Annotated in this window: 15 protein-coding genes and 4 tRNA genes; 11 read left to right on the top strand and 8 right to left on the bottom strand. The window is 55.8% G+C overall.

Annotated features, from left to right (window positions below; genetic code table 11):
- Positions 1–79: 79 nt before the first annotated feature.
- Positions 80–835: a formyltransferase family protein gene (locus tag NT131_01950; GenBank protein MCX6650407.1), complete on the top strand. Its 756-nt coding sequence runs from the start codon at positions 80–82 to the stop codon at positions 833–835.
- Positions 836–1,138: 303 nt separating this feature from the next.
- Here NT131_01950 and NT131_01945 read toward each other — a convergent pair whose 3' ends face one another.
- Positions 1,139–1,468 (bottom strand): hypothetical protein, encoded by a 330-nt coding sequence (locus NT131_01945; protein ID MCX6650406.1) that lies wholly within the window; start codon positions 1,466–1,468, stop codon positions 1,139–1,141.
- 220 nt (positions 1,469–1,688) lie between these two features.
- A tRNA-Glu gene (locus NT131_01940) sits at positions 1,689–1,763 on the bottom strand.
- A 96-nt stretch (positions 1,764–1,859) separates the two neighbouring features.
- On the opposite strand from NT131_01940, the gene NT131_01935 reads away from it, so the two are divergent.
- The gene (locus tag NT131_01935; GenBank protein ID MCX6650405.1) at positions 1,860–2,336 is read left to right on the top strand and encodes a hypothetical protein; all 477 of its coding nucleotides are present in this window, start codon (positions 1,860–1,862) and stop codon (positions 2,334–2,336) included.
- Here the strand turns inward: NT131_01935 and NT131_01930 are convergent, their stop codons facing one another.
- On the bottom strand, positions 2,337–3,137 hold the full coding sequence (locus NT131_01930) for an NAD+ synthase (protein ID MCX6650404.1): 801 nt from the start codon (positions 3,135–3,137) through the stop codon (positions 2,337–2,339).
- Positions 3,138–3,187: 50 nt separating this feature from the next.
- Between NT131_01930 and NT131_01925 the strand changes: the two genes are divergently transcribed.
- The 7 genes from NT131_01925 to NT131_01895 all read left to right on the top strand — a co-directional run bounded on the left by NT131_01925 (position 3,188) and on the right by NT131_01895 (position 9,181).
- On the top strand, positions 3,188–4,000 hold the full coding sequence (locus NT131_01925) for a carbon-nitrogen hydrolase family protein (protein MCX6650403.1): 813 nt from the start codon (positions 3,188–3,190) through the stop codon (positions 3,998–4,000).
- Between the two features lie 74 nt (positions 4,001–4,074).
- Positions 4,075–4,175 (top strand) — tRNA-Ser (locus tag NT131_01920).
- 119 nt (positions 4,176–4,294) lie between these two features.
- A complete protein-coding gene (locus NT131_01915) occupies positions 4,295–4,792 on the top strand; it encodes a hypothetical protein (protein MCX6650402.1) in 498 nt (165 codons plus the stop codon).
- A 1-nt stretch (position 4,793) separates the two neighbouring features.
- Positions 4,794–5,813 (top strand): homoserine dehydrogenase, encoded by a 1,020-nt coding sequence (locus tag NT131_01910; GenBank protein ID MCX6650401.1) that lies wholly within the window; start codon positions 4,794–4,796, stop codon positions 5,811–5,813.
- 77 nt (positions 5,814–5,890) lie between these two features.
- Positions 5,891–7,477, top strand: coding sequence for a citramalate synthase (cimA, locus tag NT131_01905; protein MCX6650400.1), 1,587 nt, complete (start codon positions 5,891–5,893; stop codon positions 7,475–7,477).
- Positions 7,478–7,492: 15 nt separating this feature from the next.
- Positions 7,493–8,428 carry a hypothetical protein gene (locus NT131_01900; protein MCX6650399.1) on the top strand — a complete coding sequence of 312 codons (936 nt, stop codon included), beginning with the start codon at positions 7,493–7,495 and terminating at the stop codon, positions 8,426–8,428.
- Between the two features lie 144 nt (positions 8,429–8,572).
- Complete coding sequence (locus tag NT131_01895; protein MCX6650398.1) at positions 8,573–9,181, top strand: hypothetical protein; 609 nt, start codon at positions 8,573–8,575, stop codon at positions 9,179–9,181.
- 212 nt (positions 9,182–9,393) lie between these two features.
- Here the strand turns inward: NT131_01895 and NT131_01890 are convergent, their stop codons facing one another.
- Both NT131_01890 and NT131_01885 read right to left on the bottom strand, forming a co-directional pair.
- The gene (locus NT131_01890; protein MCX6650397.1) at positions 9,394–9,780 is read right to left on the bottom strand and encodes a VOC family protein; all 387 of its coding nucleotides are present in this window, start codon (positions 9,778–9,780) and stop codon (positions 9,394–9,396) included.
- Between the two features lie 126 nt (positions 9,781–9,906).
- Positions 9,907–10,078: transfer RNA gene (locus NT131_01885), tRNA-Trp, on the bottom strand.
- A gap of 451 nt (positions 10,079–10,529) precedes the next feature.
- Between NT131_01885 and NT131_01880 the strand changes: the two genes are divergently transcribed.
- On the top strand, positions 10,530–11,366 hold the full coding sequence (locus tag NT131_01880) for a PH domain-containing protein (protein MCX6650396.1): 837 nt from the start codon (positions 10,530–10,532) through the stop codon (positions 11,364–11,366).
- Positions 11,367–11,504: 138 nt separating this feature from the next.
- Here NT131_01880 and NT131_01875 read toward each other — a convergent pair.
- Positions 11,505–11,605: transfer RNA gene (locus NT131_01875), tRNA-Arg, on the bottom strand.
- 211 nt (positions 11,606–11,816) lie between these two features.
- Between NT131_01875 and NT131_01870 the strand changes: the two genes are divergently transcribed.
- Positions 11,817–12,383: a nitroreductase family protein gene (locus NT131_01870; protein MCX6650395.1), complete on the top strand. Its 567-nt coding sequence runs from the start codon at positions 11,817–11,819 to the stop codon at positions 12,381–12,383.
- Here NT131_01870 and NT131_01865 read toward each other — a convergent pair whose 3' ends face one another.
- The gene (locus tag NT131_01865) at positions 12,384–13,274 is read right to left on the bottom strand and encodes an amidohydrolase family protein (protein MCX6650394.1); all 891 of its coding nucleotides are present in this window, start codon (positions 13,272–13,274) and stop codon (positions 12,384–12,386) included.
- A gap of 66 nt (positions 13,275–13,340) precedes the next feature.
- Complete coding sequence (locus NT131_01860) at positions 13,341–14,231, bottom strand: amidohydrolase family protein (GenBank protein MCX6650393.1); 891 nt, start codon at positions 14,229–14,231, stop codon at positions 13,341–13,343.
- Positions 14,232–14,371: the final 140 nt, after the last annotated feature.

The following is a 14,371-nucleotide window of genomic DNA, read 5'->3' as shown; positions in this document are numbered from 1 at the left end:
ATCGGACCTGATCTTCATCACGCCAAGGAATGCTCGGACGACGCGGTTAAAATATGAAGGTGATTCCCATTACGGTCTGATGGCGATTAAGCGGATCGGATGGTTCACCACCGGCCGGGGCCCAGGCTCTCTGGGACTGTTCACCACGATGCGGTCCAAGATCAAGAGCGGGGAGATCGACGCACAGCTGGCCTTCGTGTTCCTCAACCGGGAGGTCAAGGGGAATCAGTACCGGGCGAAGCTTAAAGTCATGGCCGAAGAGGACGGCGTGCCGGTCATCATACTGCCATCGGACACCTTTCGTCCGGAACTGAAGAGGAAGGACCTGGTGGCCTGGAGGGACGCCTACGGAGAAACGTTGAGGGAAAGCATATCCGGACACAAAATGGACTTTGGGGTGCTGGCCGGGTACATGCTGATATTGGACCCTAAGACCTGCCAGAAGTATGACATCATTAACCTCCATCCAGCGCTTCCTGATACGTACCAAGGGACTTGGGAGGAGATTGTGCGCCGGGTCGCGGCCGGTGACGATGAGAAGTATGGTTCAATGGTCCACGTCTGTACCTCGGAGCTGGACCGAGGGGCTGTGGTGGCCTACGATAAGTTCGACATCAGCGACCTGAGACTAACCGTTGGCTCGATTGATGAGCTGGCCAAGGCTATCAGGGCCAGGGAAGCAAAGAGAGAGGTGCCGCTCCTGATGGAGACGGTTAAGTTGCTGGTCAACGGTGACCTGACCCTGAAAACAGGTTACGTATACGATCAGCAGGGAAGGCGAGCGAAGAACCCGATCTCATTAGCGTCCACGATTGATTCGTCGAGCTGTAAATGAATGATAGATGATTTCACGAGGTAGTTCTTTTAAACCAAAGCGTATTATGTGCTCACATGTGACTGGCTTTGTATTAAAACTGTTAATGATGTGCATAAATATACATTGATGTTAATTGCAATACCCAGATACTATGTAATATTGATTTTCAGGGAACATGCGATTCGATAGCGGTGAGCATAGAATTCGACCCTCGACCGGAAAACTAGCAAAGCATTGCCCACCTATTCCCATAAGTTCAGTTTGAAGAAATGGTTAAAGGGGTCGAACGGTCCAGGCCCCTTGTCCCCTTCAGTTCCCGTTCTAAAATGGACCTGAAAGGGTCGGAAGGAAGATACCGATTACAATTGCCACTATCCAAATGATGATGGCGATGATTAGTGCCTTGCCCCAACCGATCTTGTACAGGCCCTTGAGAGCCAATAACCAAACGATTCCTGCTACAACCGCTGCCAGCAGACCACTGCCTAGCAAGAAATATGCTAAAATGTAAATGACCGTGCCAATCAAAGCCGCCATGAGCGCTTTGCCGAAACCTTCCGTCTGCCCAAATAGTTTAGTGACAAAGAAAATCACTATGGTTGATACCAACCAGGCGACGAGGAATCCTATGATAGTAATTACCTCGACCATGATGTTAACCCTCATTTTAACAGTATTTAAACCTACCTCGGGGACAGGGAGATGCCGATGGACCTCAAGTTCTAGTTGGGCATCTGCTGGCTCTCTTTATTTTCAAGTTCGGGGGCATTGGAAAAATCGAATCGTACCGGAGAAAAGAAAAACTGCCATTAGAGATGGACGAAAACCATGAAATTGAAGAAAGAGCTCAGGAATCAAGATAAGAGTGAAGTGCTCCCGTCGGGATTTGGACCCGAGTCGAAGCCTCGAGAGGGCTTCATGATTGGCCGGACTACACTACGGGAGCGTGTAAGGCCCCAAATTAGATGGCCATAATTAAACCTTACGGACGAGCGAGGGACGCAAGGCATAATTAGCCCCCATTTCACTATCATCCACATCTATGGACTTCGATTACGATAAGAGTCCGGCGATCGCCAATCTCGTGATCTGGTTGATCGCCGCGGTTTGGCTGCTAGCTTTGCTCGTGCTGCTGCAAATGGATCAACTGATGTTCATTTTACTCATCGGGGTAGTGCTGGTCATCGCCGTGGTCGTGGTGGGCGTCTCCCCCCTGCTCACCTCCCACGAGGTCGAGGAAGGCAAGATAATCATACGCCAGGGATGGCATTCTCGTGTCGTCATGCCGATGGAGCAAGTGAGCTCCGTTCAGAGAATGGATAAGATAGAGGTCAAGGAGGGCGTCATCCTGGACGCCTTCAACCGCACCCTGGTGATGACGGGTAGTAAGAAGAACGGAGTGCGGATCGAATTGAAAAATGAGATTCGGGTCCCATCATCATTCTGGAAGAAGGTGAGGACCGTCGTTTTGGACGTTAATGAGCCTGAACGGTTCATCGCCGCGATAAGTAAGAGCTAATCATTCCCGCCAATCGCAGCCCACGGTCCTAAGTCCCAGCTTAGGTATCAATGGCAACCGCCGCTTGTGCCTGGACGCCTCGTTCTTCTCGGCTACCATCTCCACCAGGGCTATAGGCACTCCGGTCCTGCGGGCGATGGTGCTCAGATCGAGCTGCTCCTCCAGCCCGGACAGCACCATATCCAGATCATCGTAGGCGATGCCCATCTCCGATTCGTCGGTCTGCCCCTCCCACAGCCCGGCGGAAGGCTCCTTCTCGATAATCTTCTCCGGCACCCCGATCTCCCGCGCCAGCACCCGGACCTTGGTCTTGTACAGGTCGCCTATGGGCAGTATGTCCGCCCCGCCGTCCCCGTATTTCGTGAAGTAACCCATGAGCAGCTCGGACTTGTTTCCCGTACCTACGACCAGACGATTCTCCGCGTTGGCGTGGGCGTACAAAATGGTCATGCGGATGCGGGCCATGAGGTTCCCAGCGACCTCCTTGCGGTCGGAACCGGGCATGATGGTGCTGTAACCTTTCAGCAGCGGGCATATGTCGTACACCAGGAGCGTGGTGCCCCAGGTCCGGCTCATTTTCTGCACGTCCTGCAGGTCCTCCTTGGGGGTGGTCGGTGAGGGCATGAAGACGCTCAGCACCTTGTCTGGACCGAGCACGTCCACGCAGAGCTTGGTGACCACGGCCGAGTCGATGCCGCCGGATAGTCCGACTACCACTCCGGAGGCCTTAGAACCGGTAACCTGGGCCTGTATGAACTCCTTGATGGTCTCCTCGGTCAGCTCCTTCGATTTCGACGGCATATGAATGAGGATAATGACCTCCCGTTAATTAATCCTCTTTCTGGCAAAGGTTGAATAACGTTACCTTCAATCTCACCATCATGCGATTGGCCCTCTGCCAGCTGAAGAGCGTTCCCGGGGATAAGGAAGGAAATCTGGAGCGGATGCGCTCGATAGTCCAGGGGACCGACGCCGACCTTTTCATCTTCCCGGAGGCCTACGTCACCGGCTACATGGTCCGGGACCGCTTCGTCACCCTAGCCGAGGACATCGACGGGGATAGCGTCTCCTCCCTGGTCGAGCTCTCAGACCGCACCGGCAAGGCTCTGGTCTTCGGCATGCCCCTGAACAGCGCCGACAATCGGGGGCTGATTACCAACAGTGCGGTGATGGTTTCCCCCGACGGCAGCGTCCAAAGGTACGACAAGATGCATCCGGCCAACTTCGGGCCCTTCGAGGAGGGACTGTATTTCACTTCCGGGCAGGTCCCCAGCATGTTCCAGTTCCGCGGGCGCGGCGTGGGCGTATGCATCTGCTACGACCTGTTCTTCCCGGAGATCTGCAAAGCCTACGCCATGCAGGGGGCGGACCTACTCCTGTGCCTGGCCGCTTCCCCGATGACCTCACGCATGCCCTTCGAGAGGATCATACCCGCGCGTGCGGTAGAGAACACCTGCCCCATCGCCTACGTGAACAACGTGGGATGCCAGCTGAACATGGTGTTCTTCGGCGGGAGCCAGGCCTACGACGCTCGCGGACGGCTCCTGGGCAAGCTTCCCTACCTGAAGGAATCGGTAGAGGTCGTGGACATGGACCTGACACAGAACGACCTCGCCCGGCGGGCCCGGCCGACCATTCGGGACTCGCTGGGCAGCCTGCACTGAACCCCTTGAAAGTTGGGCGTCCGCGCCCAATGACAAATACTTTTAAATGAGGTTACGATTATCGCCGCAGAAGTGCCGAGGTGGCCCAGACCGGTAAGGCGCGAGCCTGGAAAATTTCCGCCAGCTAGCTCGTGGCGGCAACGCCTCGGGAGTTCAAATCTCCCCCTCGGCGCCATTTTCTTATAGTCGTTCCAACAGCGACATTGTGCATTGAAAGGATTAGATAATCGAACCCATATATGTGGCCGGGCACCGCCCATTGGCATATTGCCCGAAAAAACTGGAGATGACCAGATGAGGGTCAACGTAGATCTGCGCTTGAAGGACGTCCCGGGGCAGTTGATCAAGGCCCTGGAGCCGATATCGCTCAACGAAGGGAACATCGTGGGGGTCATACACAACCACGAGCAGGTGACCGGAGGACGCATATCGGTCAATGTGACCTTCGAGTACCCAGACCAGCGGTCGCTGGACGCCATCTTCTCCATGTGGAGGGAGAGGGGCGTCGAGGTGGCTAAGATGGGCGAGATATTCCGAACCTATCCAGCCGAATACCTTCTGTTGGGCGACCTGAGCCATTCCGCCCTGCGCTCCATCACCGAGGGCATTGAGAAGATGGGGGGCATCGAGACCATCGACCTGCAATACTCATTATCCACCACCACGGACAGCAAGTCCGTGCTCTTACTGGTCAACGTCCGGGAGAAGGAACGGGTGAAGCAGATAGACGAGCTGCTGAAGGCCCGGAGCAAGCGCAACGACTTCCTCCTGATCCGCGGGATGGGGGTGTGACATGCGCTTGGCGTTGGTAGGCTTCGGTACCGTCGGACAGGGGTTGGCCGAGGCCGTGGCCATGAAGAAAGGGCTAATACGAGAGCGCCTCGGCACTGAACTGGATATAGTCGCCGTCTTCGACTCCAAGACCTATTCCTACGATGTACGGGGCCTGGACCCGCTCGATCTGGTGGCCAAGAAGATGGCCGGAAAAGGCCTGGGGAAGGTCAGGAGGAAGGACATCGCGGATATGCTCGGCGACCTGGACTATGACGTGCTGGTGGAGATGACCCCCACCAACATCGTGGATGCGAAGCCGGGATATACCCACATGTGCACCGCGCTGAAGGCGGGGAAGGACGTGGTCACCTCTAACAAGGGACCGCTGGCCTTGAAATACCGCTCCTTGGACCAGCTGGCTAAAAAGAACGGCGTGGAGCTGCGCTTCGAGGCCACCGTGGGCGGGGCCACTCCCATCATCAACCTGTCACGAGAACTGCTGATGGCTGAGAAGGTGGAGTCGATGAAGGGGATCCTGAATGGCACCTGCAACTTCATCCTTAGCCGCATGGGCGAGGAGGGGCTGCCGTTCGAATACGTGCTGAAGGAGGCCCAGGAGATGGGCTACGCTGAGACGGACCCCAGCTACGACATCGACGGTATCGACAGCGCCAGCAAGCTGGCGATACTAGCTAACGCGATAATGGGATTGGACATAACCTACCACGACGTGCGGCGCACCGGCATACGCCGCGTGACCCAGGAAGCGGTGGATCTGGCCGCCAGGGAGAAGAAGGTCATACGGCTGATCGGCGAGGTCAACGGCGGCGGGGTGGAGGTCTGCCCGCGCATGGTGCCCTTGGGACATCCGCTTTCCATCTCGGGAACGCTGAACGTGCTGCACATGCACACCGATCTGGCCGGGGCCATAACCGTGGTCGGAAGAGGCGCCGGGAGAAAGGAGACGGCCAGCGCCATAATGAGCGACCTGGTGGGACTGATGAAGAGGGACACCTGTCTTAACGGCAGGGTTAAATAGGTCGTGCCATGATAAGGCATAACTTGCCTGAGGCATCAACATGGTCAAGAAATCAAACGTCGGGTGGGATTTATTTATTGCCCGCCAGGGCTAGTATCTTCGACACCACGCTGCGCGACGGCTCCCAGACCGAAGGGGTCTGCTTCTCCACCGAGGACAAGCTGGAGATCTTGAGCCGTCTGGACGAGTTCGGCATCGACTTCATAGAGGGCGGTTATCCCGGCTCCAACCCTAAGGACAAGGCCTTCTTCAAGGCCGCGAGAAACGTTAAGCTGAAGAACGCCAAGCTGGTCGCCTTCGGCTCCACGCACCGGCCGGGAACGCCTCCGGAGGAAGACAAGGGCATGGCCGCGCTCCTGGACACGAAGACCGAATGGGTCAGCGTATTTGGGAAGGCCTGGGACCTGCACGTGGAGAAGGCTTTGCAGGTGACCTTGGATGAGAATCTGCATATCGTGCACGACACCGTCGCCTACCTCAAGAAGAACGGGCGCAAGGTGATCTTCGACGCCGAGCACTTCTTCGACGGATACAAGTGCGATCCAGATTACGCACTTAAGGTGCTGAAGCAGGCCGAGGAGGCCGGGGCAGACTGGATATGTCTCTGTGACACCAACGGGGGAGCGTTCCCCAGCGAGGTGTTCCAGACGGTTTCTCGCGTTCGTAAGCTGATAAAAGTACCGCTGGGGATGCACGCCCACAACGACAGCGAGCTGGCCGTGGGCAACTCCCTGGCCGCGGTGGAGGCCGGGGCCTCCATGGTGCAGGGCACCATGAACGGGCTGGGGGAGAGGTGCGGCAACGCCAACCTGTGCTCCGTGATACCCAACCTTATGCTGAAGATGAAGGTGCAGACCAACGTCAGCGATCTGGACCAACTGACCAAGCTGTCCAATTTCGTGGCCGAGATGGCCAACGTCTCACCGAACTCCCACGCTCCTTACGTGGGGAAGAGCGCCTTCGCCCATAAGGGCGGGCTGCATGTCAGCGCCATGCTGAAGGACGCGCGTACCTATGAGCACGTTAACCCAGAGCAAGTGGGCAACCAAAGGCGCATACTGGTCTCCGAACTTTCCGGCGTCTCCAACATCATGGTCAAGGTGGGGGAGCTAGGCATAGACACCGAAAAGGACGGTGGGCGATCCATACTGGAGAGGATGAAGGAGCTGGAGGCGCAGGGATTCCAGTACGAGGCCGCCGATGCCAGCCTGGAGCTGTTGATACGCAAGCTCAAGGGGCAGAACACCTCGCCGTTCCATTTGGAAGGGTTCCGCACCTTCATGGACGTGACCGGGGACGTCATGACCTCGGAAGCTTCGGTCAGGGTAGTCGATTCCGACGGCACCGTGGAGCATACGGCCGCTGACGGCAACGGGCCGGTGAACGCTCTGGACCGCGCGCTGCGTAAAGCGTTGGAGCGATTCTACCCCGTGCTTAAGGAGGTGCGCCTGATCGACTACAAGGTCAGGGTCATCGACGGCAAGGAAGCCACCGCGGCCAAGGTCCGAGTGCTCATCAGCTCCACCGACGGGACGCATACTTGGACCACCATAGGGGTCTCGGAGAACATCATCGAGGCGTCCTTGATGGCGCTGATCGACAGCATCGAGTACAAGCTCATGAAGGCCGGGGTCAACAGCGGCGGTAAATTGAACTGCCAGTAATTACTATCGGGGGTCATGAGCTACCCCGTGCGGCTGATCACGCCTGAGGAGAAGGAAGCATTATACGATAAGTATTCCTCGCTAAACTTCCACACCGCCAAGGCGGACGTAAACGGTTGCTGCATCAAGCTGTACACCCTGAGCGACGCGGTGCAGGACATGTGGGAGGACAACTTCTTCTCCATGTCGGAGAACGTGCGCTCCCACGGGCGGATCATATGCCTGGAGGAGCCGGGGCGACCGCTCGAGGTGCTTTACGAGCCTTTGGCCAAGACCGCGTTCCTTTACAACTTCGATTATTACGGCTGGATAAAGAGCGTCGCGCTCGCCGTGGCCGGGGACGTGCTGGAGGACGAGCACCAGATATTCTCGGTGCACGGGGCCGCCCTGGACGTTGGCGGGAAGGGCATAACGCTCATCGCTCCGTCGAAGACCGGGAAGACCACCCATTCTTGGGGGTTGCTGCGCATGAAGGAGGCGCGATTGGTCACCGACGACTGGTACTTCGTGCGTTTATCCGACCGTAGGCCCATGGCCTTCGCCTCGGAGAAGAACTGCTACATCGACGCGGACATCGGCAGCATCTGGGAAGAGTACCGCGCGTTGGTGGAGAAGGCCAAGTTCGACAACCGCCAGAGGGCGGTGGTCAACGTCCGCTGGGTGGTGGGGAAGGGCTCTGTCGTCCCCATGACCACAATACGCGAGGTCGTGCTGCTGAAACGGGACCGTGATGACCCAGAGCAGGTTCGAGAACTTACTCCGGACCAGGCCTGGGATTACTTGAACGCCAACGATCTGTGCAACCCGCACCAGATGGTGCGCGGAGAACGCAAGATGAAGGTCCGGGAGAAGTTCTTCCGCCAGTTCCTATCACAGTCCAGGGTGCATCTGGTGAACACCACCAGAACGCCTCAGGAGACGCAAGAGGTCATCCGTCGCTTGTTGGTGTGAGGAACCTTATCTCTCGTCGGCCGGCTTGCTCATCCATCGTTAGGATGCCCATCCGGTCAATCATTGTCTTTTTGCGTACATTATATAAGGTCCAACGCTCAAGTCTTAATCACCATGAGATCGGAAGATCTCGGGGGGGACTATATGAAAACCATTATGAAGACGACGATGGCGATCGTAATGGTGATGGTGATGTTGGGCGCTTTCTGTTTGAGCGCGCCCTCCGCAGCCGCTGCCAATAATATTCAGCATGTTGTATTGAAGGAGGATATCGAAGAATCCTTCGATATCCCGTCAGAAGTGCTAGAACTGACGGACGAGCTGTTCCCGAACCTGATACCATATTATGATGAATGGCCCGAAGGTATGACCGCAACCGTCAAGATCGACGGAAAGGTGCACTTGAACCTGAAGTGCAGTGAGCAGAAAGATTGCCTTGATGTAAAGGTGGAAGGGTTCTTCCATGGATCAATTGAACTGTGGTTAAATAACGAAGGTCAATCGGAAATGGTCTACTCCCTTGACGTTAAGAACCTACAGATAATGGCCCACCTGGAGATGTGTGATGGCGATTGCCTTGAGCAGGTCATTATCAACGCGCACATGAACGCCGACCTGGCCTCGGGATATCCGGATGATATCGGACTGGAACCGCTGAACTTGGACCTTAGCGCACATGTCATCGTTCACTATATGAACGGTAATTTCTGGGTCAAGATCTGGCTTCCGGAGTTCTTAGATCTAACTCTTTGATCGATCTACAAAACCCCTTTCCTTTTTTCTTTTTTCATAACTGGTAAGGAGCCCCCGCAAAACGATATATAGTGGGGAAGTTGGAGAAGGTCCGCGGGGACTCCCATCATCCTAATTTCGTTGCTGATTATAAAAGGTGTGCGTTAGTCGTAACGTATTCTATAAAGATTCCATCCTCTGAGCCATCCGCCATATTTTAATGGGATCTTGGCCTACTTCAGATATTCCATCAGCCCGATGCAATTTCCTTCGGGGTCTTGGATGATGGCGAAAAAACCGAAGTCCAATATGGGGGATTTCGGCTTCACTACCTTCCCTCCTGATCGAATGACCTTGTCCAACGATTCATCGATGGAATTGACCTCCACCTCGAGGAAAGTGCCGTCTATGCCATGCGTGCCCTTCTGGAACAGGCCACCGTTGATGAAACCCTTACTGACCGGGATCCCGGCCTTGTCGGTCTCGGTGGTGATCACGCTGTGATAATCGCCTGAACTGCCTTCGATTGCCGTAACGCCCCATCCGAACACACTTCGATAGAAGACCGCCTGCGCTTTCATGTCCTGAACTGGAATGTTGAACGATTTGACTCCGTCCAAGGTACCATCTCGTAAAAACCATCGGTCCGGACGCTCATTGAACTTTCGATGGCGTGAGCTGCGATTCAGACATAAATATGGAAAAGTGAGGTTTGGGGGACTTTCGCCCCTAAGAAGATTAAGAGGTGGGGGCACTGGGATTTGAACCCAGATCAGCGGGTTTCCACCACGTGGGGAGCGACCCCACGCGAATTAACAGGTCATCGCTCCAGTTATTCATCACCGGATCAGCAAACCCGTTAGCAATCACTCCATATTAACTGGAGCCCGCGAGGATACCGTGTTACCCCATACCCCCACTTGGTTCAGTATTAGCGCTTGCGCATCTTCTGGGCCCGCTTCCGTCGTCTCATCTTTTTCTTGCGCCATTTCCAGCGCTGCTTGCCCTTCTTCTTCCAGGCGCGTGAACTTCTTTTCATCTGTACACACCAGACTATCTGCCCTGATTCAATGGGTATTTAATAACCTTTTCTACAAATGGGGGGTCCGCAGGACCTGCGTGACGTATTTTGATCGGGCAAATGACCCATGAGAAATCAAGGATTATCAGTATTACCAGATGTCTTCTTTGTATTTGAGCGCGCTTAATTATCGGGGTTCGAAGGCAATCATCGATATTTTTTTAACGAATCGTTTTCCATCCAAATCCTACTAATAATCGGGATGACAATGATTCTCCCACACTTTGTACCATAATGGCCGGATGATCCGTACTGTGCCAGGATGAGGGAGTGAGGGGGAACAATGCAATGGGGAAGAACAAGGGAGGATCATTATTGTCTCGAGCGGCGAGCGGTTCGCCGGCCTCGGATTATCTGATCGAGGGCGAGAGCATCAAATGGAAGGGAAAGCCGGCTGCCATCGTCATACTCGGTAGGGGGCTGTTGCTGACCGCTTTCGCCCTGATCTATATGATAAGCATGGTCTTCTTCTTCAACGGCGATCATGGTGACCTGCTGGCCTTGGGTCTCGCCGTGGTCGCATGTCTGCTAATGGTGGTCATCGAGAAACGTCTGGGCCTGATCGGCGGTCTGGCCGGAATAGCCATCGCGACGTGGGCGGCATTGGACAGCGGTGGCATCGAGTGGTACTGGTTCCTGATACCGCTGGTCTTCGCAATACTCTGTCTGGTCATCAATTACATCTACCTTAGCCGGGTGATGTTCGTGGTCACCGATCAAAGGATCATCACGCGTTACGGTATCTTCACCTTGCGGTATGCGGACATTGGCATAGAGAAGGTCCAGAGCGTTACGACCATCCAGCCTTGGTACGAGAGGATATTCGGATATGGCGATGTCTTCTTCGCTACGGCTGGTGAGAAGGGAGGGATCGATTACGAATCTCCGGGCATCAAGCTGATGAGCGGCGGAGCGGTCTCCTGGGAGAACGTGGGCAAGCCTTTCGAGGTCACCAAGATAGCCAGTGCGGTAATTCACTTCGATCCCCCGGCAGTTGTGATAAACCAGCCAGTCGAGGCCAGCGCGCACGACAAGCTCAAGGAGATCGAGGACCTCAAGCAGAAAGGTATGATCACCCAGGAAGAATACGAGAAGGAGAGGAAGAAAATACTCGACGAGCTGTGATCTCTCTTTTCTAAATCTTTTCCTTTTTTATCTTTATTTGATAAATTTATCAATATTCACGATAATAAAATTGGAATGATATAACCCCACTCCAGGATCCTGTGAACTTGGAACAGATATGGATCGATGGAGCAATATTGGCGGGCCCGCCGGGATTCGAACCCGGGACCACTGACTTGCCTCTTCCCCCTCGTCGGGGAATAGAAGGCCAGTGCTATATCCAGCTAAGCCACGGGCCCGAACGCTCCGCAATAACCGTTCCCGATTTAAAGGTTTATGGTCGGTTACGGGCTTGGAAATGCCATACGGAGCATATTGCCAGTAACTGTAATGGCCCTGAATAACCCTCGGTCTTTCTTGCGATCACTTGGTCCGCCCGGTTATGAATGTGTAGGGGGACGGTCTGGCAAAAGGATATTTACGGAACGCCCTTATTTTGGCTCGATCATCATGGAAGTTCAAGATGCGGTGCTCAAACGGAGGGCGACCAGGGCTTTGGACGCTCGATCAGTGGCCGAAGATGTTATCGCTGAGCTCATAGAGGCCATGCGCCTTTCCCCGTCGTGCAACAACAACCAGCCCTGGCGGGTCATCGTCGCTCAGGACCCGCCGTCGTTGGATGCCGTCAAGTCCTCTATGCCCAGAGGCAACACCTGGGCCACCAAATCGCCTCTCATCATGGTCGTCTGCGCTCGACTGGACGACGATTGCAAACTGGCCGACAGACGCGATTATTACCTGTTCAGCACCGGCCTGGCCGTGGGCGAGATGATGCTGAGGGCTACCGAACTGGGCCTCATCGCTCATCCCATTGCTGGATACGACGCCCTGACCATAAAGCAGAAGCTTGGCATACCGGATGATTACGTCCTCATCACCCTGGTCATATGCGGATATCCCGGGACGGACACCTCCATGCTGTCGGAGAAGCAGCTCCTGGCAGAAAGAGAGAGGCCGTCCAGGAAGCCGTCGGGTGAGAACTTCTTCAAAGGACGCTGGGGCCGGTCCTGGGCCTGATCAGAGGCCCAGCAGCCTCTGCATCGTACCGCCGAGCAACTTCTCTTTCCTTTCCTCGGAGCAGAAGGGCTGGTCTCGAACGAAACTGCACCAACCCTCGTACGGATAGGCAAGGTCGAACAGCGGCCAGTCCGTTCCGAATATGACCCGGTCGCCCATGTGTGTGAAGGCCTCCCGGAGGCGGTCGTTCACTACCTCGGGCTCCCCAGGCAACCATCCTTGCAGCGCGGAGCAGTCGGTGTAAAGATTATCATAGTCCTTCGCCAGCTCGTAGGTGTCCTGACGGTACTTGCCGCCCAAGTGGGCGATGATGAGCTTGAGCTCCGGATACCGCTCGAGGACCGGGCGGAAATGGATAGGGCGGCTCTTCTCTTCGTCGAGCGGACCCCAGCTGGCCCCGGCGTGGCTGATGACTATTAACCCCATATCCATCACCTCTTTCCAGAACGGGTCCAGCCGCTCTTCGAAAGGATAGAAACCGTTGGGAGGATAGATCTTGATGCCCTTCGGCCCAAACTTCGAATGGTACTTCCTCATCAGCCGTATGGCCTGTTCGCCGCGGGTGGGGTCTATGCCCATGAACGGGATGATCTTGTCCGGATAGGTCTCGGCGCTCTCGAAAATCCAATCGTTGTAGGCTTCCACCCCGACCTTCGGTTCCTCTACCGTGCCGAAGTCCAAAGGTAGGACCACGGACCTGTCGACCCTGGCCCGCTCCATGTATTCTACCAGGGTCTCCGGGCGCACCTCGGAGGTGGGGAAGTTCTCTTCCTTGTCCCGGGTCATGTCCATGAACTCCGCCATCGCCAGCCATGGTTCCAGATAGGCGTTGATGATGGAATCGGGGTACATCGGCCGGAGCCAGAGGTGTACGTGACCGTCGATGATCATCGCCCTAAGCATCGAACTGCCGATAGAATATCTTTGCTAGGCGTGGCCGTTATCTTTTTCACGCGCTCAAAGACCGAGGACCTTCTGCATGTTCCCGCCCAGCATCTTCGCTTTGACCTCGTCGTCGGCCCAGGGCTGCGTCCTCACGAAATCCAGCCACGTGGGGGACGAATAGCTCAGGTCGAACAGCGGGAAGTCGGAGCCGTAGCAGACCTTGTCTGGCACCTTCTCCGCCACCTCTCTCAACCTGGACAGCGCGGTCTCCGGCTCGGAGGGCAACCAGCCCTGTAAGGCAGAGCAGTCCGTGTAGCAGTTGGGAAACTCCCGGCAGAGCTCGAAGACCTGCTGGCGCCACCTTCCGCCGAGATGGGCCAGGACAATGTTCGTGTTCGGATACCTTTCCAGTACGCCGGCCCAAAAGTTCGGCTCGGTGAACTTCTCCTCCAGCGACCCCCAGGCCGCCCCGGCGTGGGTGATGACCGACAGTCCCAGGTCCTCCACCTTGTCGTAGAAGGCCTTGATCCTCTCCTCGTACGGATACCAGCCTGTCGAAGGGTAAAGCTTGACCCCCCGGGCGTCGTACTTGGACGTGAAGTGGTCCAGGAGCTTGAGCGCCTCCGCGCCCCGCTGCGGGTCGACGCCGATGAACGGCACAATCTTGTCCGCATAAGGTGCGCAACTCTCGAAGACCCAGGTGTTGTAATCGTAGATGTCGATGCGGGCGGGCTCCACCAGATTGAAGTCGATGGGTAACGCTACCGCCTTGTCCGCGCCGCTCTCCTTGAGCATATCCATGATCTTCTGCGGGTCGACCGTGTATTCTGGCCAGACAGTGTCGATGTCCACCTCCCAGTCCATGACCTCCTTGAGTATCGCCAAAGGCTCGAGGTAGGCTCGGACCATCGAATCGGGCAGATGGTCCCTCAACCAGATGTGGACGTGGCTGTCGATAATCATGGTGGTTCTGGCGGGACATGACTTGAAGGCGTATTAATCCATCGTCATCCAGCAGTGATAGGACGGCCTTAGGAGCGGGCCTCTTTCCCGCTGCCGATGCGGTGACCTGAGAACAGCGTTGGCCATTCTATAACAGAATA

This window comes from Methanomassiliicoccales archaeon (assembly GCA_026394395.1).
GTDB lineage: Archaea > Thermoplasmatota > Thermoplasmata > Methanomassiliicoccales > UBA472 > UBA472.
This window is presented reverse-complemented; position numbering and strand designations above follow the sequence as displayed.